At 65.9% G+C, this 20,330-nt stretch carries 24 protein-coding genes; 19 read left to right on the top strand and 5 right to left on the bottom strand.

The window, feature by feature from the left end; all coding sequences use genetic code 11:
- Positions 1 to 16 precede the first annotated feature (16 nt).
- The 4 genes from SPYCA_RS12540 (at position 17) to SPYCA_RS12525 (ending at position 5,348) form a co-directional block, all read left to right on the top strand.
- On the top strand, positions 17 to 943 hold the full coding sequence (locus SPYCA_RS12540) for a bifunctional riboflavin kinase/FAD synthetase (protein WP_120220888.1): 927 nt from the start codon (positions 17 to 19) through the stop codon (positions 941 to 943).
- Between the two features lie 226 nt (positions 944 to 1,169).
- Positions 1,170 to 4,385, top strand: coding sequence for an isoleucine--tRNA ligase (gene ileS / locus SPYCA_RS12535; protein ID WP_120220886.1), 3,216 nt, complete (start codon positions 1,170 to 1,172; stop codon positions 4,383 to 4,385).
- Positions 4,382 to 4,903, top strand: a complete 522-nt coding sequence (gene lspA, locus SPYCA_RS12530) for a signal peptidase II (protein ID WP_120220884.1) — start codon at positions 4,382 to 4,384, stop codon at positions 4,901 to 4,903. The genes ileS and lspA overlap by 4 nt, the downstream gene beginning before the upstream one ends.
- 25 nt (positions 4,904 to 4,928) lie before the next feature.
- A complete protein-coding gene (locus SPYCA_RS12525) occupies positions 4,929 to 5,348 on the top strand; it encodes a DUF3035 domain-containing protein (protein ID WP_120220882.1) in 420 nt (139 codons plus the stop codon).
- A gap of 242 nt (positions 5,349 to 5,590) precedes the next feature.
- Here SPYCA_RS12525 and SPYCA_RS12520 read toward each other — a convergent pair whose 3' ends face one another.
- Positions 5,591 to 5,932: a winged helix-turn-helix transcriptional regulator gene (locus SPYCA_RS12520; protein WP_120220880.1), complete on the bottom strand. Its 342-nt coding sequence runs from the start codon at positions 5,930 to 5,932 to the stop codon at positions 5,591 to 5,593.
- 80 nt (positions 5,933 to 6,012) lie between these two features.
- Here SPYCA_RS12520 and SPYCA_RS12515 point away from each other — a divergent pair, with 80 nt between their 5' ends.
- From SPYCA_RS12515 to SPYCA_RS12505, 3 genes are all read left to right on the top strand, one after another.
- Positions 6,013 to 6,447 (top strand): PaaI family thioesterase, encoded by a 435-nt coding sequence (locus SPYCA_RS12515; protein WP_197715345.1) that lies wholly within the window; start codon positions 6,013 to 6,015, stop codon positions 6,445 to 6,447.
- A gap of 315 nt (positions 6,448 to 6,762) precedes the next feature.
- A complete protein-coding gene (relB, locus tag SPYCA_RS12510) occupies positions 6,763 to 6,981 on the top strand; it encodes a type II toxin-antitoxin system RelB family antitoxin (protein WP_120220878.1) in 219 nt (72 codons plus the stop codon).
- Positions 6,965 to 7,249: a type II toxin-antitoxin system RelE family toxin gene (locus tag SPYCA_RS12505; RefSeq protein ID WP_120220876.1), complete on the top strand. Its 285-nt coding sequence runs from the start codon at positions 6,965 to 6,967 to the stop codon at positions 7,247 to 7,249. The genes relB and SPYCA_RS12505 overlap by 17 nt, the downstream gene beginning before the upstream one ends.
- 124 nt (positions 7,250 to 7,373) lie before the next feature.
- Here the strand turns inward: SPYCA_RS12505 and dxs are convergent, their stop codons facing one another.
- Both dxs and SPYCA_RS12495 read right to left on the bottom strand, forming a co-directional pair.
- Entirely contained in the window at positions 7,374 to 9,302 is a 1,929-nt protein-coding gene (dxs, locus tag SPYCA_RS12500; protein ID WP_120220874.1) for a 1-deoxy-D-xylulose-5-phosphate synthase, read from the bottom strand.
- Positions 9,303 to 9,348: 46 nt separating this feature from the next.
- On the bottom strand, positions 9,349 to 9,579 hold the full coding sequence (locus tag SPYCA_RS12495; protein WP_120220872.1) for a hypothetical protein: 231 nt from the start codon (positions 9,577 to 9,579) through the stop codon (positions 9,349 to 9,351).
- Positions 9,580 to 9,761: 182 nt separating this feature from the next.
- On the opposite strand from SPYCA_RS12495, the gene SPYCA_RS12490 reads away from it, so the two are divergent.
- On the top strand, positions 9,762 to 10,772 hold the full coding sequence (locus SPYCA_RS12490; protein ID WP_120220870.1) for a MipA/OmpV family protein: 1,011 nt from the start codon (positions 9,762 to 9,764) through the stop codon (positions 10,770 to 10,772).
- A 151-nt stretch (positions 10,773 to 10,923) separates the two neighbouring features.
- Here the strand turns inward: SPYCA_RS12490 and SPYCA_RS12485 are convergent, their stop codons facing one another.
- Positions 10,924 to 11,814 (bottom strand): LysR family transcriptional regulator, encoded by an 891-nt coding sequence (locus tag SPYCA_RS12485; RefSeq protein ID WP_120220868.1) that lies wholly within the window; start codon positions 11,812 to 11,814, stop codon positions 10,924 to 10,926.
- A gap of 147 nt (positions 11,815 to 11,961) precedes the next feature.
- Here SPYCA_RS12485 and SPYCA_RS12480 point away from each other — a divergent pair, with 147 nt between their 5' ends.
- From SPYCA_RS12480 to SPYCA_RS12455, 6 genes are all read left to right on the top strand, one after another.
- Positions 11,962 to 12,588: a pyridoxamine 5'-phosphate oxidase family protein gene (locus SPYCA_RS12480; RefSeq protein ID WP_120220866.1), complete on the top strand. Its 627-nt coding sequence runs from the start codon at positions 11,962 to 11,964 to the stop codon at positions 12,586 to 12,588.
- A gap of 4 nt (positions 12,589 to 12,592) precedes the next feature.
- Complete coding sequence (locus SPYCA_RS12475) at positions 12,593 to 13,195, top strand: glutathione S-transferase family protein (RefSeq protein WP_120220864.1); 603 nt, start codon at positions 12,593 to 12,595, stop codon at positions 13,193 to 13,195.
- A gap of 105 nt (positions 13,196 to 13,300) precedes the next feature.
- Positions 13,301 to 13,711: a VOC family protein gene (locus tag SPYCA_RS12470; protein ID WP_120220862.1), complete on the top strand. Its 411-nt coding sequence runs from the start codon at positions 13,301 to 13,303 to the stop codon at positions 13,709 to 13,711.
- A gap of 12 nt (positions 13,712 to 13,723) precedes the next feature.
- Positions 13,724 to 14,200, top strand: coding sequence for a nuclear transport factor 2 family protein (locus SPYCA_RS12465; RefSeq protein WP_120220860.1), 477 nt, complete (start codon positions 13,724 to 13,726; stop codon positions 14,198 to 14,200).
- Positions 14,201 to 14,213: 13 nt separating this feature from the next.
- Positions 14,214 to 14,438: a tautomerase family protein gene (locus SPYCA_RS12460; protein ID WP_120220858.1), complete on the top strand. Its 225-nt coding sequence runs from the start codon at positions 14,214 to 14,216 to the stop codon at positions 14,436 to 14,438.
- Entirely contained in the window at positions 14,435 to 14,893 is a 459-nt protein-coding gene (locus tag SPYCA_RS12455) for a DMT family transporter (RefSeq protein WP_120220856.1), read from the top strand. Before SPYCA_RS12460 ends, SPYCA_RS12455 begins: the two co-directional genes overlap by 4 nt.
- 97 nt (positions 14,894 to 14,990) lie before the next feature.
- Here the strand turns inward: SPYCA_RS12455 and SPYCA_RS19720 are convergent, their stop codons facing one another.
- The gene (locus SPYCA_RS19720; protein WP_120220854.1) at positions 14,991 to 15,755 is read right to left on the bottom strand and encodes a cold-shock protein; all 765 of its coding nucleotides are present in this window, start codon (positions 15,753 to 15,755) and stop codon (positions 14,991 to 14,993) included.
- Positions 15,756 to 16,016: 261 nt separating this feature from the next.
- On the opposite strand from SPYCA_RS19720, the gene SPYCA_RS12445 reads away from it, so the two are divergent.
- The 5 genes from SPYCA_RS12445 to SPYCA_RS12430 all read left to right on the top strand — a co-directional run bounded on the left by SPYCA_RS12445 (position 16,017) and on the right by SPYCA_RS12430 (position 20,140).
- On the top strand, positions 16,017 to 16,634 hold the full coding sequence (locus SPYCA_RS12445; protein WP_120220852.1) for a ribonuclease D: 618 nt from the start codon (positions 16,017 to 16,019) through the stop codon (positions 16,632 to 16,634).
- A 16-nt stretch (positions 16,635 to 16,650) separates the two neighbouring features.
- On the top strand, positions 16,651 to 17,289 hold the full coding sequence (gene lptC, locus SPYCA_RS12440) for an LPS export ABC transporter periplasmic protein LptC (protein ID WP_120220850.1): 639 nt from the start codon (positions 16,651 to 16,653) through the stop codon (positions 17,287 to 17,289).
- Positions 17,286 to 17,861 carry an LptA/OstA family protein gene (locus tag SPYCA_RS12435; protein WP_172595062.1) on the top strand — a complete coding sequence of 192 codons (576 nt, stop codon included), beginning with the start codon at positions 17,286 to 17,288 and terminating at the stop codon, positions 17,859 to 17,861. The genes lptC and SPYCA_RS12435 overlap by 4 nt, the downstream gene beginning before the upstream one ends.
- A gap of 105 nt (positions 17,862 to 17,966) precedes the next feature.
- On the top strand, positions 17,967 to 18,116 hold the full coding sequence (locus SPYCA_RS19280) for a hypothetical protein (protein ID WP_172595061.1): 150 nt from the start codon (positions 17,967 to 17,969) through the stop codon (positions 18,114 to 18,116).
- Positions 18,117 to 18,325: 209 nt separating this feature from the next.
- On the top strand, positions 18,326 to 20,140 hold the full coding sequence (locus tag SPYCA_RS12430; RefSeq protein WP_120220848.1) for an ABCB family ABC transporter ATP-binding protein/permease: 1,815 nt from the start codon (positions 18,326 to 18,328) through the stop codon (positions 20,138 to 20,140).
- Positions 20,141 to 20,330 lie beyond the last annotated feature (190 nt).

The raw sequence follows: 20,330 nt of genomic DNA, 5'->3' as shown, positions 1-20,330 counted from the left end.
AGGGGAGGGGTTGGAGATGATCCGCCTCGACGGCCACAATCGCATCGAAGCGCCCTTGCGCGGCGGCGTCATCGCGCTCGGCAATTTCGACGGCTTTCACGCCGGGCATCAGGCGGTCGTCGGCCGCGCGGTGCGCCATGCGACGGACGAGGGCCGCCCCGCGATCGTCGCGACCTTCGACCCGCATCCGGTGCGTTTCTTCAAACCCGACGTCCCGCCCTTCCGCCTGACAACGCTCGACCAAAGGCAGGAATTGTTTGCCGCGGCGGGCGCCGACGCGATGCTTGTCCTGCCCTTCGACGCGGCGCTCGCTGCGACGAGCGCGGATGATTTCATCACCGGCCTGCTGCTCGACCGCTATGGTGCCGCGGGGGTCGTCACCGGCGCTGACTTTGTCTTTGGCAAGGGGCGCGGCGGCAATGTCGTCACGCTCGCCGACCATGCCCGCCGCCTCGGCTTCTTCACCGAAATGGTCGCCCCGGTCGAGGACGACGCGGTGATCTCGTCGAGCCGCATCCGCGAGGCGCTGCAAACCGGCGACTGCGCCACCGCCGCGCGCCTGCTCACCCGCCCCTTCACCGTGCGCGGGGTGGTCCAGCACGGCGACAAGAACGGCCGCCTGCTCGGCTTTCCGACCGCGAACATCGACATGGGAACCTACCTCCGTCCGCGCTACGGCATCTATGCGGTGACCGGAAGGCTCCCCGACGGTCGTGTGCTCAAGGGCGCCGCGAACCTCGGTATCCGCCCCAGCTTCGATCCGCCCAAGGAACTGCTCGAACCGCATTTCTTCGACTTTGGGGAGGATCTCTACGGACAGGAAATCGACGTCGCTTTCCACGCCTTCATCCGGCCCGAGGCCAAATATGACGGCATGGATGCGCTGATGGCGCAGATTGCGAGGGATTGCGACGAAGCGAAGGCGCTGCTCGCCGGGGTTTGAAATGAATCGCGCAGAGAGCGCAGAGAAAAAGGGTTCACGCGGAGACGCGGAGACGCGGAGAAGAAAATTGGCGGCTTCGCCGCCCGTTCTCCTTCTTCGCTCTGCGATCTCTGCGCGAATCCCTTCTCTTTTTTCCCTCCGCGTCTCCGCGTCTCCGCGTGAACCCATTCCCACGTCGACCCATACGCTTTGCTCCCGCACGAAACTGCGCTAAGCGCCGCGCACCATGACCGACAGCACTTCCGCCCCCGAAGCCCGCGATTACCGCGACACCGTCTTCCTGCCCAAGACCGACTTTCCGATGAAGGCCGGCCTGCCGCAGAAGGAGCCGCTGATTCTCGCCAAATGGCTCGAGGGCAATCTGGAAGGCCAGATTCGCGAAAGCCGCAAGGGCCGCGAGCAGTTCATCCTTCACGACGGCCCGCCCTACGCCAATGGCGACATGCACATCGGCCATGCGCTCAACCATATCCTGAAGGACATGGTCGTTCGCACCCAGACGCTGAAGGGCAAGGATGCGCCCTACGTCCCCGGCTGGGATTGCCACGGCCTGCCGATCGAGTGGAAGGTCGAGGAGCAGTATCGCAAGAAAAAGCGCAACAAGGACGAGGTTCCCGTCGAGGAGTTCCGCGCCGAATGCCGCGCCTATGCGCAGCATTGGGTCGACACCCAGCGCGAGCAGTTGAAGCGCCTCGGCATCGGCGGCGACTGGGACCATCCGTACCTCACGATGGATTATGAGGCCGAAGCCACCATCGTGCGCGAACTGCTCAAATTCGCCGCCAACGACATGCTCTATCGCGGCGCCAAGCCGGTGATGTGGTCGCCGGTCGAAAAGACCGCGCTCGCCGAGGCCGAGATCGAATATGAGGACATCGTCTCGACGCAGATCGACGTCGCGTTCGAGATTGTCGAGAGCCCGATCAAGGAATTGATCGGCGCGCATGCGGTCATCTGGACGACGACGCCGTGGACGATCCCGGTCAATCAGGCTGTGGCCTATGGGCCGGAGATCGAATACGTTGTCGTCAAAATAGACATCAAAACGATGACACCGCTGGTAGGTGCATTTTCGCCCGGCACGGTAGCGCCAAGCCGAGAGATGTCTGTGCTCGTAGCCAAGAATTTGTTGCCGGAATTTTTCGAGCGAGCGCCTTGGGAGCAAGTTCAGGACGCCTTCGTGTGGCAAGGCAAAGGCGCCGACCTCGCGGGCACCATCGCCCGCCACCCGATGGCCAAGCTCTTCTCACCCCTCCCCTTCAGGGGAGGGGCTGGGGGTGGGGTCTCGCGTCCTGACGCTGCGTTGACCGATAGACCCCACCCCAACTCCTCCCCTGAAGGGGAGGGGCTTGAGCGTGCCGCGAACATCAATCTCAACTCTCCGCTGGCTGACTTCTTCCTCCGTCCCCGCCCCTTCCTGCCTGGCGATTTCGTCACCACCGACAGCGGCACCGGCCTTGTCCATATGTCGCCCGACCATGGCGAGGATGATTTCGACCTGTGCAAGGCGAACGGCATCGACCCCGTGTTCGCGGTGACAAGCGACGGAAAATATCGCGACGACTGGGGCTGGCTCGGCGGTCAGGGCAGCGTCATCAACCCCAGGTTCAACGCCCCCGACGGCCCGATCTGCTCGGACCTCCGCGACGCCGGCGCGCTGCTCGCGGCCAGCGCCGACTATAAGCACAGCTATCCGCACAGCTGGCGCTCGAAGGCGAAGGTCATCTATCGCTGCACCCCGCAATGGTTCGTGCCGATGGATAAATCCCTCTCCCTGCGGGAGAGGGAGGGAGCGCCGCAGGCGCGGAAGGGTGAGGGCGACGCGCTTCCCGCCGTTGGCCACCCTCACCCCGACCCTCTCCCGGGGGGAGAGGGGGACACGCTGCGCACCCTCGCCATGGCCGCGATCGACGCGACCCGCTTCGTCCCCGAAAAGGGCCGTAACCGCATCGGCAGCATGGTCAAGGACCGCCCCGACTGGGTGCTGTCGCGCCAGCGCGCGTGGGGCGTGCCGATCACGCTCTTCGTCGACCGCAAGACCGGGCAATATCTCAACGACCCGCTGGTCAACGACCGCATCGTCGCGGCGGTGCGCGAGGGCGGCGTCGATGCCTGGAGCGACGCACGCGCGCAGGAATATCTTGGGCCGGACTATAACGCCGCCGATTACGAACGCATCACCGACATTCTCGACGTCTGGTTCGATTCGGGCTGCACCCACGCCTTCGTGCTCGAAAGCGGCAAATGGCCCGCGCTCGTCCGCCACGACGGCGGCACGCACAGCGCCGACCTCTATCTGGAGGGCAGCGACCAGCATCGCGGCTGGTTCCAGTCGTCCTTGCTGGAGTCCTGCGGCACGCGCGGGCAGGCGCCGTACAAGGCGGTGCTGACCCACGGCTTCACGATGGATGCCAAGGGCCTCAAAATGTCGAAGTCCTTGGGCAACACGATCAGCCCGATCGACCTGATGCGCGACTATGGCGCCGACATCCTCCGCCTCTGGGCGCTGAGCGTCGACTTCACCGAGGACCACCGCATCGGCAAGGAAATCCTTGGCACGGTCGCCGACCAGTATCGCAAGCTGCGCAATACCTTCCGCTACCTGCTCGGCGCGCTCGACGGCTTTACTGAGGAGGAGCGCGTCATCGACGTCGCGGCGATGCCCGAACTCGAACGCTATATGCTCAGCCTGCTCGCCGACCTCGACGCCAAGCTGGCGCGCGCGGTCGATGATTTCGACTTTAATACATATACGCGCCTGCTCGCGGACTTCTGCAACGAGGATCTGTCGGCCTTCTATTTCGACATCCGCAAGGACGTCCTCTACTGCGACCTCGGCCCCGCCGCCCCGCTCGGCACCGACACGCGCCGCGCCTATCGCAGCGTGCTCGATGTGCTGTTCCACGCGCTGGTGCGCTACGCCGCGCCGGTGCTGGTGTTCACGAGCGAAGAGGTGTGGGGGACGCGCTATCCGCAAGCGGGCAGCGTGCATTTGCTGGAATGGCCTGACCTCGACCAGCTGTTGCATCCCCGCGAAAGCGGGGATCCAGTGCCCGCGTCGGCTGACCCCACCCTGGGTTCCCGCCTTCGCGGGAACACGAAATTGGTCGCAAAGTGGCGGACAATCCGGATTATCCGCGACGGCATCAACGAGGCTATCGAACCACTGCGCAGGGAGAAGAAAATTCGCAGCAGCTTGGAAGCGGTTGTGGAGCTGCCTATACACACGACGCACGAGAGCCAGTACGATGGCATCGATTGGGCAGAAGTTTGCATTGCGGCGAAAGTTTCGCTTCTTCCACCAACCGGCGACTTCAATGGCCCCGCGATCGTCACCCGCACCGAAAACCACAAATGCGGCCGCTGCTGGCGCCACCTGCCCGAAGTCACCACCGACGGCGCCTTGTGCAATCGCTGCGAAACGGTATTGGGGGCGGGATGAGCAGCGCCCGTTCCCCCTATCTGCGCTTCGGCCTGATGTTCGCCGCGGTCGCCTTCATCCTCGATCAGGCGACCAAATGGGTCATCACCGTCCCGCTGTCGCTCGAGCCCAAGGGGGTCATCGAGATCACCAGCTTCTTCGATCTGCGCTGGGCGGAGAACTGCGGCATTTCGCTGTCGATGTTCGCCAGCTGCACCGATACGACGCGCTGGACGCTGGTTGCGGTGACGGGGCTGGTCGCCGCCGCGGTCGCCTTCTGGATGACGCGCGAACAGGCGAAGGGCGACGTCATCGCGCTCGCGCTGATCCTCGGCGGCGCGCTCGGCAATATCGTCGACCGCGTGCGTTTCGGCTATGTCGTCGACTTCGCCGACCTGCACATCGGCACCTTCCGCCCCTTCATGATCTTCAACGTCGCCGATGCGTGCATCACCATCGGCGTGCTTTTGCTGGTTGCGCGCGCGCTGCTCTTGGGCGAAAAGGCGGGCCAGGCGGACGCCAGGCCGTCCGCCGAGTAAACGGGGCGCAGAGGAGAGTATTTTAGTGAACCGGACCACCGCCATCCTGGCCGCCTCGATCGTCGCCACCACCCTGTCGGCCTGCGGGTCGAACAGCCTGTTCAGCCGCGACCGGCCCGACGAAATGATGGTGTCGCGTCAGGCGCCGCTCGTCGTGCCGCCCGATTTCGCGCTCACCCCGCCCGCGCCCGGCACCGCGCGCCCCGGCGGCGAATCGACCGCCGAACAGACGCTGCGCGCGCTCTTCGGCGGCCCCTCGGCACGCAGCGCGAGCGAGGCGCAGATCATCGGCAGCGCCGACGGCGCACGCGCCGACCCCGGCATCCGCAGCCAGGTCGGCAGCCCCGGCACGCAGGTCGTCGACAAGGGCCTCGTCGTCCGCGACATCCTCGCCGCACCCGAAGGCGACGGCCGCGACGCGCAGGCGGCGATTCCGGGGGCGTAACCTTCGCGCTTTTCCCCGCGACGTTAGGGGTCGTCCTCAAAACCCATAGCGGCTTTGGGGTGGGGAGCGGACGGAAGCGCTCCTCCCCGGCACGGGGAGGGGGACCATGCGAAGCATGGTGGAGGGGTACGCGGTGTCGAGCGCTGCGTATGACCTCCCGTACCCCTCCACCACCCTTCGGGTGCCCCCCCTCCCCCCTTGGGGGAGGACCGCTTCAGGCCGCAACCCGTCGAAACCAGACCTCACGACCGCATCTCTTCCCCGCCCCCGCCGCGCGGCAGCCATTCGTCGCCCCACGCCTTGATCGCATCATAGGCCGGGCGCAGCGCCTGTCCCGCGTCGGTCAGGCGATAGGCGGCGCGCTTGCCGCCCGGCGGCACGCGCTCCATCACCCCCGCCGCGACCATCCAGCCGAGGCGCGAGGTCAGCGCGGCGCGCGAAATGTCCAGCCGCGCGATGAAATCCTCGAAGCGGTCGACGCCGAGAAAGGCTTCGCGCAGGATCAGCAGCACCCAGCGGTCGCCAAGCAGCCGCGACGCGCGGCCGACGGCGCAGGGCGAACGCGAGGGCACATAATCCTTCATAAGTCTGGATTTAAGACTTGACGCCGCCGCGCGCAAGCGGCGATAAGGTCTGCAATCCAGACTAAACAGGATTCTCCCCGATGCGCGGACACCGATTTGCCAGCAACAACGAAGCCGTCGCCTATATGAAAAGCGTCGCGGTCGATGCGTCGGGCTTCACCGCCTTTCTCGGCGTCGAGCCGATCCGCTGTTTCGAGGGCGAGGCCGAACTGCTGCTCGCGCTGCGCCCCGACATGACCCAGCATCACGGCTATGCCCATGGCGCGATCGTCGGGCTGATGGCCGACAACGCCTGCGCCTGGGCGGCGTCGAGCGTGATCGGCGACGTCGTCACCGGCAGCTACACGATCAATTTCCTCGCCCCCGCGAAGGGCAGTCACCTGCGCGCGAAGGGCAGCGTGGTCAAGGCGGGCAAACGCCAGGCGATCGTCCGCGCCGACGTCTGGGCCGAAGGGGGCGACGAAGAACCGCGCCGCTGCGCGATCGCACAGGCAACGATCGTCCCGGTGGGGTAACAGCGGCGCGAGGCGCCGCGGCGCTGGAAGCGGCCACCTGCCTCTCCTGCGCCGCGATCGGGGCGGCGCATGTGGCCGACCCGTCGCGCGAAGCCGTCCGCGCCATAAGGTGCGGGATAAGGGGCCAGTGACGACATGCCTTCGTGGGGCGCCACGTCGAGCGACCGGATGGGTTTCAGGAAATCCATTGGCGCCCCCATGTTCTGACAATCATTCATCGCGCTGACCGCATTGTCCACTATGGGTTCATTGCTCAATCGCTATCCTTGCCGGCCGATTTAAAATGCTATACTTGTATAGCAAAGGAGAATCCTGATGCTCGCCATCCGCCTCGACAAGGAATTGGAAGATCGGCTCGCAAGTGCCGCGAAGCGGTCTGGCCGGACAAAAACCGCTCTCGCCCGCAAAGCGATCGAGGAATATATCGACGATCTCGAAGACATAGCGCTACTCGAAGAAGCTTTGGCCGATTATGATCCAAGCAAGAATGTCTCGATCGAACAGGTAAGGCGGGAACTTGGGCTGGACGCTTGAGGTTTCGGACCAGGCGCGTAAGCAGCTTCGCAAGATCGACATCAAGCAGGCGGATCGCATCACGCGGACGATGATTGATGTTGCACAGTTGGATGACCCCCGTCAGCGCGGTCATGCACTGGTTGGTGATTACGCGGGACATTGGCGCTACCGCATCGGCAATTATCGGGTGATCGCAAAGATCGAGGATGGCACAATGGTGATTATATTGATCACCATCGGCCATCGACGCGAGGTTTACCGCCAGAGCAGCGCGCGTTTAATCTGAGCCATCTTCCCGTTCGTGTCGAGCGAAGTCGAGACACCCCTCGGCATCGCGCAACGTCGATGGGTGTCTCGACTTCGCTCGACACGAACGGAATTGAAGTGTCGCCGATTTAGCGCACGACGCTCTAAGCCCGCGCGCCCGCTTCCTCGACCCCCGCGCTGTTATGCCGCAGCGCTTTCAGCACCGTATCCACGATCTGCGGCGCGTTGAGCCCCGCCGCGTCATATTGCAGTTCGGGCTTGTCCTGGTCCTGGAAGACATCGGGCAGGCGCATCGTGCGCAGTTTCAGCCCCGCGTCGATCAGCCCCTCGTCGCTCGCGAGCGTCAGCACATGCGCGCCGAGCCCGCCGATGCTGCCTTCCTCGATCGTCACGCACACTTCGTGGTTCGCGAGCGTCCGGCGGATCAGGTCCACGTCGAGCGGCTTGGCGAAACGCAGGTCGATGACGCTGGTGGACAGCCCACGCGCTTCCAAAGTGTCGGCGGCCTTGAGCGCCTCCGCCAATCGCGTGCCGAGCGACAGGATCGCTACCGTCTTGCCTTCGCGCACGATACGGCCCTTGCCGATCTCCAGCTTCATCGGAACCTCGGGCAAGGCAACCCCGGTGCCATTGCCGCGCGGATAGCGGAAGGCGATCGGGCCGTCGTCATGTTCGGCGGCGGTATAGGTCATATGGACCAGCTCGGCCTCGTCGGCCGCCGCCATCACGATCATATTGGGCAGGGTCGCGAGATAGGTGATGTCGAACGAGCCTGCGTGCGTCGACCCGTCGGCGCCGACCAGCCCCGCGCGGTCGATCGCGAAACGCACGGGCAGATTCTGGATCGCCACGTCATGCACGACCTGATCATAGGCGCGCTGGAGAAAGGTCGAATAGATCGCCGCGAACGGCCGCATCCCCTGCGCCGCCAGTCCCGCGGCAAAGGTGACCGCATGTTGTTCGGCGATGCCGACGTCGAAGCTGCGGTCGGGATGCGCCTTCGCGAACTTGTCGACGCCGGTGCCCGACGGCATCGCCGCGGTGATCGCGACGATGCGCTTGTCGGTTTCGGCGAGCTTCGCGAGCGTTTCGCCGAAGACATTCTGATAGGCGGGCGGTCCCGGCGGCGCCTTCGCCTGTTCGCCGGTGATGACGTCGAACTTCTGGACGCCATGATATTTGTCGGCGGCGGCTTCGGCGGGGGCATAGCCCTTGCCCTTCTTGGTCACCGCGTGGATCAGCACCGGGCCATGCTCGCTGTCGCGGACATTTTCGAGCACGGGGATCAGATGGTCGAGATTATGCCCGTCGATCGGCCCGACATAATAAAAGCCCAGCTCCTCGAACAAGGTGCCGCCCATCGCCATGCCGCGGGCATATTCGTCGGTCTTTTTCGCCGCCTTGTGCAGCGGCTCGGGCAGCTTGCGCGCAAAGCGCCGCGCGATCTCGCGCAGCTCGAGGAACGGGCGCGACGACACGAGCCTGGCGAGATAGGCCGAAAGCCCCCCAACCGGCGGCGCGATCGACATGTCATTGTCGTTCAGAATGACGATCAGCCGGTTGCCCGCCTGTTTGGCGTTGTTCATCGCCTCATAGGCCATGCCCGCCGACATCGACCCGTCGCCGATGACCGCGATCGCGCGGCCGGGCTGGTCGTTCAGCTTGTTGGCGATCGCAAAGCCCAGCGCCGCGCTGATCGACGTCGACGAATGCGCCGCGCCGAACGGGTCATATTCGCTCTCGCTGCGCTTGGTGAAGCCCGACAGGCCGCCGCCCTGGCGCAACGTGCGAATCCGGTCGCGGCGCCCGGTGATGATCTTGTGCGGATAGCATTGGTGGCCGACGTCCCACACCAGCTTGTCGCGCGGCGTGTCGAATACATAGTGGATCGCGGTCGTCAGTTCGACGACGCCGAGCCCCGATCCCAGATGCCCGCCCGTCATCCCGACGGCGGAAATCATCTCGGCGCGCAGCTCGTCGGCGAACTGACGGAGATCTTCGGGCTTCAGCTTGCGGAGGTCGGCGGGGACATCCACCGTGTCGAGCAGCGGCGTATGCGGACGGTCGGTCATCGCGCGGTCATACTGCCAAGCGCATGGGGTGTCGAACGAAAAGGGTTCACTCGTCCCTCCGGTCGGACTCGCGCTCGCGCCGTTTCGCAGCATCCAGCTGGGCATAAAGCCCGCGCACCATCAGGTCGGTGAACACCAGCATCACCCCCACCATGCCGACGAGCAGCGCGATCGCGGCGACGGGGAAGGGGCCGACGCTTTCGACCGTTCCGCGCCGCATCGCCAGTGCCAGCAGCGCCGCGGCGGCCATCAGCGCATAGCCGACAAGGCGCGCCACGCGGCTCATCCGCGCGGCGACACGAAGCGGACGCGAAGGACAGGGAAAGCGGCGGTGGCGAAGCGGTGCATGAAAGACGCATGGAAGCAAAATCGCCCCATCGCAAGACGAAGTCGTTGCAATAGCGCGCGCTTTACTTACACGCTTGGCAAGAGGGGCAAGAGCATAGGAATGACCAACGCATGTCCACGCCCCGTTCGACGCGACTCCGCCATCCCGCGCGAGAGCTGATCCTGTTTGCCGCCGCGGCGCTGGCGATCACTCCGGCAGCTGCCGAAGAAGCCTCGCCGCCCGCCGATCTTGCGGAGGAGGGCGGTATCGCCGTCCCGCACAGGTCCGACGATGCGCCGCGCTACCTTCAGGATAGCGATATTGACGACAATATCCTGTTGCCCGCGGCGCGGCCCGACGACGACGATCCCGAACGCACCTGGTCGCGCGACTATTTCGCGGTCGCCGCGGGCGTGCTCAGCACCCCCGAATATAATGGCGCCGACGATCGCCGCCTCGTCCCCGCCATTTATCTGCGCGGCCGGATCAGCGGCTATTCCTTCTCGACGCGCGGCACCAATTTTCAGGTCGACCTGATCCGCCAGCGCCGCGGGCAGAAGACCGATTTCAAGTTCGGTCCGATCATCAGCCTGCGCAGTGACCGCACCGGCAAGATCGACGATCCGCAGGTCGCGGCGCTCGGCAAGCGCAAGATAGCGGTCGAAGCCGGGCTGTTCGCGGGGATTTCGCACACCGGCGTCATCACCAGCGCCTATGATCAGGTCGCCTTTCGTGTCGTCGCGCTCAAGGATGTCTCGGGCCGCCACGGCAGCTGGGCCGCCTCGCCGACGATCGATTACGGCACCCCCTTGTCAAAGCGCGCCTATGTCGGCGTGTCGGCGTCGGTCAATTTTTACGGCAAGGGTTTCGGCCGCTATTATTATGACATCGACCCCGCGGGCAGCGCGGCGAGCGGACTGCCCGTCTATGACGGCGCGGGGAAAAGGGCGACCGCAGGCAAATATACGCTCGGGATCGCGGGCGCCTATGCGCTGTCGGGCGATCTGCGCAAAGGTTTTGTCCTGCTCGGCGGCGCGCAATATGGCCGTCTCGGCCAACGCTTCGCCCGCTCGCCGATCGTTGCCGACATCGGCGACGCGGACCAATGGCTGTTCGGCGGCGGGTTGGCATATCAGTTCTGAGAGGTTGCGGGCGATAGGCGCCGTACCCCGGCGAAAGCCGGGGTCCAGAGCGGGATAAGCCAACGCCTGCTCCTGGGCGCCCTGGACCCCGGCTTTCGCCGGGGTACAACAGTAAGACGAAGGTTCGCTTCCCGGCCCAACGCTTCCCCCTTCATCCCAGTCCCGCCATGCGCATCCGCGCCTGCATCGCCTCGACGAACAGCCGGACCGCGGGCAGCGCCGCGCGCGACGGCTCGAACAGCAGGTGGACGGGCAGCGCGGGCGGTTGATCCTGCTCCAGCAGCGCGATCAGCCGCCCCGCGTCGATCGCTTCGGCAAGCTGATAGGATAAAAGATTCGCAATCCCCAATCCCGCTTCGGCTGCCGCGAGCACGCCGTCGACAGTGTTGACGGTCAGCCGGGGCGGCGCGGGCAGGCGCCAGCGGGTGCGCGCAAACTGCCATTCGCTCGTCCAGCGCGGCCCCATCGTACCGATCAGATCATGCCCCTTGAGGTCGGCCACGCGATGCGGCGCGCCGCGGCGCGCGAGATAGGCGGGGCTCGCGACGAGCATCTGACGCACCCGGCCGATCCGCACCGCCTTCAGCCCCGAATCGGTGAGCGCGCCGATCCGCACCGCGACATCGATACCTTCCTCGACGATGCGGACATTGCGGTCGATCAGCATCATCCGCACGCCGAGCTCGCGGTGCTCGGCCAGCATCGCGTCAACCACGGGGAGCACATGCAGCCGCCCGAACATGACCGGCGCAGTCAGATGAAGCTGGCCGCGCGGCACCGCCGCGGCGCCGCGAAGCGCGCGTTCGGCGCCCGCAAGGTCGGCGAGGATGCGCCGCGCTTCGCCCAGAAAGGCCGCCCCGGCGTCGGTCAGCGCCACCGCGCGCGTCGAGCGGTGGAAGAGTGCGGTGCCGAGCCGCGCCTCGAGCGCCGCGATTCCGCGCGTCACCGCGGGCGGCGAACTGCCGAGCTTGCGCGCCGCGGCGGCAAAACCGCCCTCGTCCGCCACCGCGACGAACATTTCCAGCGTGAGCAGACGATCCATGATTATTCCATATTATGGAATTAAGATGTTCGATAGTCGCTGATTATCACGCATGTCGCAATGTCCTACATCGGCGCTGCGAACGGAGGTGGTCCCCCCCTCTCTCCCGAAAGGCCTCCGTTCGCTCCACCGGAGGAAAGCAGGACGATGGCACGCAACTACCGCCACACGCTGTTCGACGAGGCGGTCATGGCCGCGCAGGAACGGCATGGTTCGCGCGCGTCCTATCTGAAGATGGACGCGGGCGCCGACGGCACGCCCGACGCGCTGACGGCAAAGGAACTGGGTTTCATCGCGCAGCGTGACAGCTTCTATATGGCAAGCGTCAACGCCGAGGGCTGGCCCTATATGCAGCACCGCGGCGGCCCCGCAGGTTTCCTGCGGCACATATCGGGCAACCGCATCGGTTTCGCGGATTATCGCGGCAACAAGCAATATATCAGCACCGCGAACCTGACGGGCAACGACCGCGTCTCGCTGTTCCTGATGGACTATCCGAACCGCGACCGGCTGAAACTGATCGGCCATGCGAGCATCGTCGAGATCGCCGACGATCCTGCCGCAGTCACCGCGTTGATGCCCGAAGGGTATCGCGCGACGCCCGAGCGCGCCTTCTTCATCGACGTGATCGGCTGGGAGTGGAACTGCTCGCAGCATATCACGCCGCGCTTCACCGAGGCCGAGATTTCGGCCGCGATCCGCCCGATGGCGGCCGAACTCAACCAACTGCGCGCCGAGCTGGCCGCCCTGCGCGCCGAAACCAGGGGGGGCTGAGGAGATGATCCGCCTTTACGGCTCGGCGATGTCGGGCAATGCGCACAAGGTGCGCATCGCGCTCGCCTTTCTGGGACTTGCATGGGAGGAGCAGGCCACCGACGCCGCGGCGCGGCGAACCGATGCCTTTCGCGCGCTCAACCCGATGGCGCAGATCCCCGTCCTTGTCGAAGGCGATTTCGTCCTGCGCGACAGCCAGGCGATCCTCGCCTATCTCGCCGCGCGCCACCGCCCCGGTGACTGGGACGGGCGCACCCCCGAAGAACGTGGTGCGATCATGGTCTGGCTGTCGCACGCGGCGAACGAGATTTTCAACGGCCCCGCGCTGCTGCGCGCCGAGCGGCTGTTCGACTGGTCGATCGACCGCGAACGCGCCGCGGCGGTCACCGATCGCATCCTGTCGGTCGTCGAGGCGCATCTGGCGGCGCGCGACTGGCTCGTCGGCGACCGGCTGACGATCGCCGACATCGCCGCCAGCCCCTATCTCGCGCTCGCGCCCGACGGCGGGATCGACCTGGACCGATGGCCGCGCATCCGCGACTGGACGCGCCGCATCGCCGCGCTGCCCGGCTTTCCGGCGATGCCAGGCTGGCCGGCTGCGTCGTGAGACCATGACGAGGAGGGGTGACGCCTCCGCGCCCCACGCCGCGCGACATCGGCCGCGCAGCCGGGCTGCCCTGCCGACGGATTTTTGACCAGGAAAGGATCATCGATGACCACAGCCATGACCCGTGGCGCGCACCATGTCGGGCTCGCCGTTCGCGACGTCGCCGAGGCGCGCGACTTTTTCGTCGATGCGCTCGGCTTTACCGTCGCCGCCGAACGCCCCGACTATCCCGCGATCTTCGTGTCCGACGGCACGACGCTGCTCACGCTTTGGCAAGTCGCCGACCCTGCACGCGCGACGCGCTTCGATCGCCGCGCCAACATCGGCCTCCATCATCTCGCGCTCGCGGTCGCCGATCTCGACGCGCTGCGCGCCGTCTTTGCAAGCGTGCAGGGCTATCCCGGGGTGACGATCGAGTTCGACCCCGAACCGATCCGCGAGGGTGCGGCCACGCACCATTTCATCTGCGCGATGCCCGGCGGCATCCGCATCGAATTTGCCACCCCCTTTGCCTGAAAGGCCGCACCCATGTCCCGACCCCCGCTTCCGCCCTTCGACGCCGCCGGCGCGGCGCGCAAGGTTCGTCTGGCCGAGGACGCCTGGAACAGCCGCGATCCTGCGCGCGTCGCGCTGGCCTATAGCGCGGACAGCGAGTGGCGAAATCGCTCGACCTTCCTTTCGGGGCAGAGCGCGATCGTCGACTTTCTGACCGACAAATGGCGGCGTGAAAGGGATTATCGGCTGGTGAAGGGCCTGTGGGCCTTTTCCGGCAACCGCATCGCCGTGCGATTCGCCTATGAATGGCACGATGCCGAAGGACGCTGGTGGCGGTCCTATGGCAACGAGAATTGGGAGTTTTGCGAAGACGGCACGATGCGCCGACGGATCGCAAGCATCAACGATGTGGCGATCGCCGCCGCCGACCGCCTGCTGCTCTGGCCGCGCGACGGGCGGGGTGACCGCCGACCCGACGATCATCCGGAGCTGGAAGACCTGGGACTCTGACGGGAGAATAATCATGCCCTATGTCAACATCCGCATCACGCGCGAGGGTGCGACGCCCGCGCAGAAGGCCGAGCTGATCGCCGGGGTGACCGACCTGCTCCAGCGCGTGCTCGCCAAGAATCCCGCGACCACCGTGGTCAATATCGACGAGGTCGATCTGGACAATTGGGGGGTGGGCGGCTTGCCCGTCGCCGCATATCGCGCGCTGCAAAAGCCACCCGAGGAGCCCCAGATATGACCGTGAACAATGCCGCGCCCGCCTTTGCCGCCATCATGTTTCTCACCGGCGTCGGCATTCCGATCCTCGCGGCGCTGAACGGCGGGCTTGGTGCGCGGCTCGGCAGCCCGATGGCCGCGTCGATGATCCTCTTTGGCCTCGCCTTCCTGATCGCTGCGGCGGGCGCGCTGCTGACCGGGTCGCTTGGCGCGGTGCGCTTCACGGGCGACATTCCCGCGCATTTCTATGCCGGCGGGCTGTTCGTCGCCTTTTACGTGATCGCCGTGACCTTCATTGCGCCGCGCTTCGGCGTCGGCAATGCGATCTTCTTCGTGCTCTTCGGCCAGCTCGTGAGCGCCGCGACGATCGACCATTTCGGCCTGTTCGGCGCCATCCGCTCGGCAATCGACCTGAAACGCGTCGCCGGGATCGCGTTGATGATTGTCGGCATATGGCTGGCGCGGCGCGCGGGTTGAGCGCGCCAGGGAGCGGATAGCCGCCTTCTCCGGCCCGACCTGCCAACAAAAAGGGCGGCCTCATGGCCGCCCTTTGCGTTTCCGGTCGTGCCGCCGATCAGTCCTGATGCGGCTGCAGGTTCACCGCGGCGAACTTGCCGCGGTCGTCGACCTCGATGTCGAACGCGACGCGGTCGCCTTCTTCGAGGCCCGCCATGCCCGCGCGCTGCACCGCGCTGATGTGGACGAAGGCGTCGGCCTGGCCATCGTCGCGCGCGATGAAGCCAAAGCCTTTGGTCGTGTTGAAGAACTTCACCGTTCCCGAAGTGCGTTCGCCGGTCAGCTGCCGCCGCCCGCGCGCGCCGCCGGGGCGATCCTCGCGCTGACGCGGGGCAAACTCTTCGACCGGCATGGGTTCGCCCTCGATCTTGAGGTCGATCGCCGACACCTTGCCGTTGCGCTCGACGAGCGTGAAGGCGAGCGGCTGGCCCGACGCGAGGCCCTGAAGCCCCGCCTGTTCGACCGCGCTGATGTGGACGAACACGTCCTCACCGCCGTCTTCGCGGGCGATGAAACCAAAGCCCTTCGACGGGTTGAAGAACTTTACCGTGCCCTGGCCTTCGCCGACGACCTGCGCAGGCATGCCGCCGCCGCGTCCACCGCCGAAGCCACCGCCCCGGTCGCCGCCGCCAAAGCCGCCGCGGTCGCCAAAGCCGCCGCGGTCGCCACCGCCGAAGCCGCCACGATCGCGATCGCCGAAGCCGCCGCGTCCGCCGCCGTAGGAATCGCCGCCATAGGGGGCCGGTTCAAAACTGTCGAAATTGCCGAAATCATCGCGCCTGCCGCGTCCCCGATGGCCACGGCGATCCTTGTTGAAACTCATTGCTTAGTAGTCGCTTTCGGTCGTCCACACCCCATTTTACCGGCTCCTTGCGCCGGACGGGGACGCAGTTCACCACGGGCACGGACTCGCCCCATGCCACCAAGGACGCAAGATATAGCCTAATTATCCACAGGCTGCGAACAGAAAATTGCAGCGGCGCCTTTGCGGATATGGCGCGAATTGCCGTGCCCCTTTCCGCGCCCGACAGGCCAGCGAAAACCAGTCATTGAGCGGCGCGGCCGCTTGGCCTAAGGCGGCGGGATGAGCGTATATTTCCACGAAGAAGACCTGCCCGAAGGCGTGCTGGGCGCGGGCGCCGTTGCGGTCGATACCGAAACCATGGGGCTCAATCCGCTGCGCGATCGGCTCTGCCTCGTCCAGATCAGCGACGGGTCGGGCGACGAGCATCTCGTCCGCTTCAGACCCGGCAGCGACTATGATGCGCCGGTGCTGAAGGCGATCCTGACCGATCCCGGCCGATTGAAACTTTTTCATTTCGCGCGCTTCGACATCGCCGCCTTGCAGCAGGCGCTCGGCGTCGTCACCGCGCCCGTCTATTGCACCAAGATCGCCTCGCGACTGGTTCGCACCTATACCGACCGCCACGGGCTGAAGGAACTGGTGCGCGAACTCTTGGGGCAGGAAGTGTCGAAGCAGCAGCAGTCGAGCGACTGGGGCGCCGCCGAACTCAGCGAGGCGCAGCGCGACTATGCCGCGAGCGACGTGCGTTTCCTGCACGCGATGAAAGAGATTCTGGACGCGCGGCTGGCGCGCGAGGGGCGCACCGAACTGGCGCAGGCCTGTTTCGATTTCCTGCCGACGCGCGCGGCGCTCGACCTCGCCGGCTGGCCCGAGGTCGATATTTTCGCGCACAGCTGAGGGTCGATTCGCAAGCATGTCCGAACGCGCCGATCTTGACCGCACGAAGCGCCAGATGTGGGCGCGCAGCGGATCGAGCCACGATCGCGTGGTGCGGATCCTGCGTTACGGCCTGCCGCTGGTGATCGGCGTGGTCGCTGCGGTGCTGGTCTTTTCGCCCTTTACCCAGCGCGCCGAGATCAGCTTCCTGCTCGCGAAGGACAAGGTCGACATGGCGAGCGAACGGATGAAGGTGACGCGCGCCGAATATCGTGGACAGGACGCCAAGGGCCAGCCTTTTGCGCTGCTCGCGGGCAGCGCGGTCCAGAAGAGCTCGGCCGAACCCGTCGTACGGATGACCGACCTGTCCGGTGCGATCCGCCTGACCGATGGTCCGGCGACGATCGTGGCGCAACGGGGCGCCTATAATATGGAAACCGGCCGTGTCCTGGTGCCGGGCACGGTGCGCGTGCGCGGCACGAACGGCTATCGGCTCGATGCGAGCAATGTAGCGGTCGATCTCAAGACGCGCAGCCTGATCGGAACGGGCGGTGTCGAAGGCGCGTTGAACATCGGTCAGTTTTCGGCCAACGCACTGTCCGCCGACCTCGACAAGCGGATCGTCCGGCTGGAGGGCAACGCCCGGCTGCGGATCAACCAGGGAGTGATCGAATGAACCGGCTTTGGACGCCCAGGAGCCTGATGCTCGCAGGCGCGGGATTCGCGCTGACAGGCCTGGCTATCCTGTCGGCGGGCGGCGGCGATCGCGCGGCAGCGCAGGCGCTCGCCAACCACAACAGCAATGCGCCGGTCGATTTCGCCGCGGGCAGCATCGAGGTGCAGGATCGCGCCGATCGCGTGGTGCTGGCGGGCGGGGTCCGCGTCACGCAAGCGGGGCTGACGGTCACCGCGCCGCGGATGACCGTCGCTTATACGCGCGCCGGGGGCACTGACGTCAACCGGCTCGACGCGACCGGCGGCGTGACGGTGGTGAAGGGCGACGAATCGGCGCGCGGCAATGTCGCCATCTACGACCTCGACCGCCGCCTGATCACGATGGTCGGCAATGTCGAGCTGCGCCAGCGCGGCAACAATCTGCGCGGCGGGCGGCTGGTGATCGACCTCAATAGCGGGCGCGCGACGGTCGACGGTCGCGGCGCGGCGCGCGGACCCGACGGCAATCCGATCGCGGGCGGCACCGGCGGGCGCGTCACCGGCACCTTCACCGTACCGGAAAGAAAGCAGTAACCAGCCTTCTTCAGTGATCTGCAACCACATGCCTTCACCTCTGGCGTGGACCAGATCCACCTGCGGTGCCGGGGGGCGACGCCGCCAGATCGAAGGCACGCCCCCATGCGCTTCTCTCCCCTCGTCCCCCCACGCCGTCCGCTGTTCGGGCGCCGCCAGCTGCCGCCCGAAGCCATCGTGCCGACGCCAACGTCCGAAGAACGCCGCCTGATCGACCGCATCATCCGCCATGTGGGGCAACGCGCGGGGCGGTAGAGAAGAAATATCTCACACAAAGGCACGAAGGCACAAAGACCTCCTGAACGCCGTTCGCCGCTCGAAAAAGGAAGAACGGTGCTCCGACAAGCTCAGCACGAACGGAAGATGATTTCTTTGTGCCTTCGTGCCTTTGTGTGAGACATTAGTGTTCCGCGCAGCTTGAGTCCGCTTGGCGTCGCGGCTCCGCCCCCCTACATGGGGCGCTCATGCCCCCTGACACCGCCACCTCCGCCGATGTCGGCCGCGAGCCGCCTGTTCTCGCCACGCTGCGGCGCTTCCTGCCCTATCTGTGGCCGGCGGGGCAGCGGCAGGCGAAGCTGCGGATCATCCTTGCGGGGCTGATCGTGCTCGCGTCGAAGGGCGTCCAGCTGTCGATGGGCTTCCTCTATGGCGCGGCGATCGACCGCATGGCGCCGGGGCTGGAGGATGGCGCCGCGCTCGCGATCGGGCTGGTGCTCGCTTATGCCGGGGCACGCTTCGCCGGGGTGCTGTTCGACAACCTCCGCAACGTCGTGTTCGAGCGCGTCGGACAGGATGCGACGCGCGAGCTGGCGATCGCGACCTTCAGCCACCTCCACGCGCTCAGTCTGCGCTTTCATCTGGCGCGGCGGACGGGCGAGGTCACCAAGGTGATCGAGCGCGGCACCAAGAGCATCGACACGATGCTCTATTTCCTGCTGTTCAACATCGCGCCGACGGTGATCGAGCTGGCCGCGGTGCTCATCATCTTCTGGACCAGGTTCAGCTTCGGCCTGGCGAGCGCGACCGCGCTGATGGTCGTCGTCTATATCATCTTCACGCGGCGGGTGACCGACTGGCGCAACGCGCTGCGCACGCGGATGAACGACCTCGACACGCTGACGATCGGGCGCAGCGTCGACAGCCTCTTGAACTACGAGACCGTCAAATATTTCGGCGCCGAGGCGCGCGAGGAAGCGCGCTACCGCGACGTCGCCGACCAATATGCGCGTGCCGCGGTGAAGAGCGAGAACAGCCTGGCGTGGCTCAACATCGGGCAGAGCCTGATTACCAACGCCGCGCTTGCGGGGGCGATGGCCTATACGGTGTGGGGCTGGTCGGTCGGCGAGTATAAGGTCGGCGATGTGGTGCTGGTGAATACGTTGCTCGCGCAGCTGTTCCGCCCGCTCGACATGCTGGGCATGGTGTACCGCGTCATCCGCCAGGGGCTGGTCGACATGGAGGCGATGTTCCGCCTGATCGATACGCCGCCCGAGATTTCGGATGCGCCGGGCGCAGCGCCGCTGGCGGTGAACGGCGGGGCGGTGACGTTCGACAATGTCGTCTTCGGGTACGAGCCCGACCGCACGATCCTGAACGGCGTGAGCTTTGCCGTCGGCGCGGGCGAGACGCTGGCGATCGTCGGGCCGTCGGGGGCGGGCAAGTCGACGATCGCGCGGCTGCTCTTCCGCTTTTACGATCCGCAGGGCGGGCGCATCCTGATCGACGGGCAGGACATATCGCAGGTAACCCAGCAAAGCCTGCGCGCGAGCATCGGCATCGTCCCGCAGGACACGGTGCTGTTCAACGATTCGATCGGTTACAACATCGCCTATGGCCGCGAAGGCGCGAGCGCCGACGAGATCGCGGCGGCGGCCGAGGGCGCGGCGATCGACGGCTTTATCGCGCTGTTGCCGCAGGGCTATGACACCGAGGTCGGCGAACGCGGGCTGAAGCTGTCGGGCGGCGAGAAGCAGCGCGTCGCGATCGCGCGGACCTTGCTCAAGAATCCGCCGATACTGATCCTCGACGAAGCGACGAGCGCGCTCGACAGCCGCACCGAGGCGGCGATCCAGGACACGCTGGAGCGCATCGCGGCGCGCCGAACGACCCTGGTGATCGCGCACCGCCTGTCGACGGTGACGAACGCCGACCGCATCATCGTGCTCGACCGGGGCCGGGTCGCCGAGACGGGCACGCACGACGAGCTGCTGCGGATGCGCGGACTCTATGCCGACATGTGGGCGCGGCAGCAGGCGGAGAAGGAGGAGGGGACGGTTTAGGACCGGCCCTGTCCGTCATTGCGAGGAGCATCGCGACGAAGCAATCTCCAGCTATCGGGGCCAGCGAAGGTCGATAGCTGGAGATTGCTTCGCTTCGCTCGCAATGACGGAGTTTACGTCATTCCCACCAATCATTTCGAATATTACCGAAATATCTGTTGACGCCATCACATAATTTCCATATTTCCAC

The sequence above is a fragment of the Sphingopyxis sp. FD7 genome (assembly GCF_003609835.1).
Classification (GTDB): Bacteria; Pseudomonadota; Alphaproteobacteria; order Sphingomonadales; family Sphingomonadaceae; genus Sphingopyxis.
This window is presented reverse-complemented; position numbering and strand designations above follow the sequence as displayed.

Coding starts and splice junctions, on each gene's coding strand:
- SPYCA_RS12540 (WP_120220888.1), top strand. CDS start 17: ATGATCCGCCTCGACGGCCACAATCGCATCGAAGCGCCCTTGCGCGGC.
- ileS (WP_120220886.1), top strand. CDS start 1,170: ATGACCGACAGCACTTCCGCCCCCGAAGCCCGCGATTACCGCGACACC.
- lspA (WP_120220884.1), top strand. CDS start 4,382: ATGAGCAGCGCCCGTTCCCCCTATCTGCGCTTCGGCCTGATGTTCGCC.
- SPYCA_RS12520 (WP_120220880.1), bottom strand. CDS start 5,932: ATGAAGGATTATGTGCCCTCGCGTTCGCCCTGCGCCGTCGGCCGCGCG.
- SPYCA_RS12515 (WP_197715345.1), top strand. CDS start 6,013: ATGCGCGGACACCGATTTGCCAGCAACAACGAAGCCGTCGCCTATATG.
- relB (WP_120220878.1), top strand. CDS start 6,763: ATGCTCGCCATCCGCCTCGACAAGGAATTGGAAGATCGGCTCGCAAGT.
- dxs (WP_120220874.1), bottom strand. CDS start 9,302: ATGACCGACCGTCCGCATACGCCGCTGCTCGACACGGTGGATGTCCCC.
- SPYCA_RS12490 (WP_120220870.1), top strand. CDS start 9,762: ATGTCCACGCCCCGTTCGACGCGACTCCGCCATCCCGCGCGAGAGCTG.
- SPYCA_RS12485 (WP_120220868.1), bottom strand. CDS start 11,814: ATGGATCGTCTGCTCACGCTGGAAATGTTCGTCGCGGTGGCGGACGAG.
- SPYCA_RS12480 (WP_120220866.1), top strand. CDS start 11,962: ATGGCACGCAACTACCGCCACACGCTGTTCGACGAGGCGGTCATGGCC.
- SPYCA_RS12475 (WP_120220864.1), top strand. CDS start 12,593: ATGATCCGCCTTTACGGCTCGGCGATGTCGGGCAATGCGCACAAGGTG.
- SPYCA_RS12470 (WP_120220862.1), top strand. CDS start 13,301: ATGACCACAGCCATGACCCGTGGCGCGCACCATGTCGGGCTCGCCGTT.
- SPYCA_RS12465 (WP_120220860.1), top strand. CDS start 13,724: ATGTCCCGACCCCCGCTTCCGCCCTTCGACGCCGCCGGCGCGGCGCGC.
- SPYCA_RS12460 (WP_120220858.1), top strand. CDS start 14,214: ATGCCCTATGTCAACATCCGCATCACGCGCGAGGGTGCGACGCCCGCG.
- SPYCA_RS12455 (WP_120220856.1), top strand. CDS start 14,435: ATGACCGTGAACAATGCCGCGCCCGCCTTTGCCGCCATCATGTTTCTC.
- SPYCA_RS19720 (WP_120220854.1), bottom strand. CDS start 15,755: ATGAGTTTCAACAAGGATCGCCGTGGCCATCGGGGACGCGGCAGGCGC.
- SPYCA_RS12445 (WP_120220852.1), top strand. CDS start 16,017: ATGAGCGTATATTTCCACGAAGAAGACCTGCCCGAAGGCGTGCTGGGC.
- lptC (WP_120220850.1), top strand. CDS start 16,651: ATGTCCGAACGCGCCGATCTTGACCGCACGAAGCGCCAGATGTGGGCG.
- SPYCA_RS12435 (WP_172595062.1), top strand. CDS start 17,286: ATGAACCGGCTTTGGACGCCCAGGAGCCTGATGCTCGCAGGCGCGGGA.
- SPYCA_RS19280 (WP_172595061.1), top strand. CDS start 17,967: ATGCGCTTCTCTCCCCTCGTCCCCCCACGCCGTCCGCTGTTCGGGCGC.
- SPYCA_RS12430 (WP_120220848.1), top strand. CDS start 18,326: ATGCCCCCTGACACCGCCACCTCCGCCGATGTCGGCCGCGAGCCGCCT.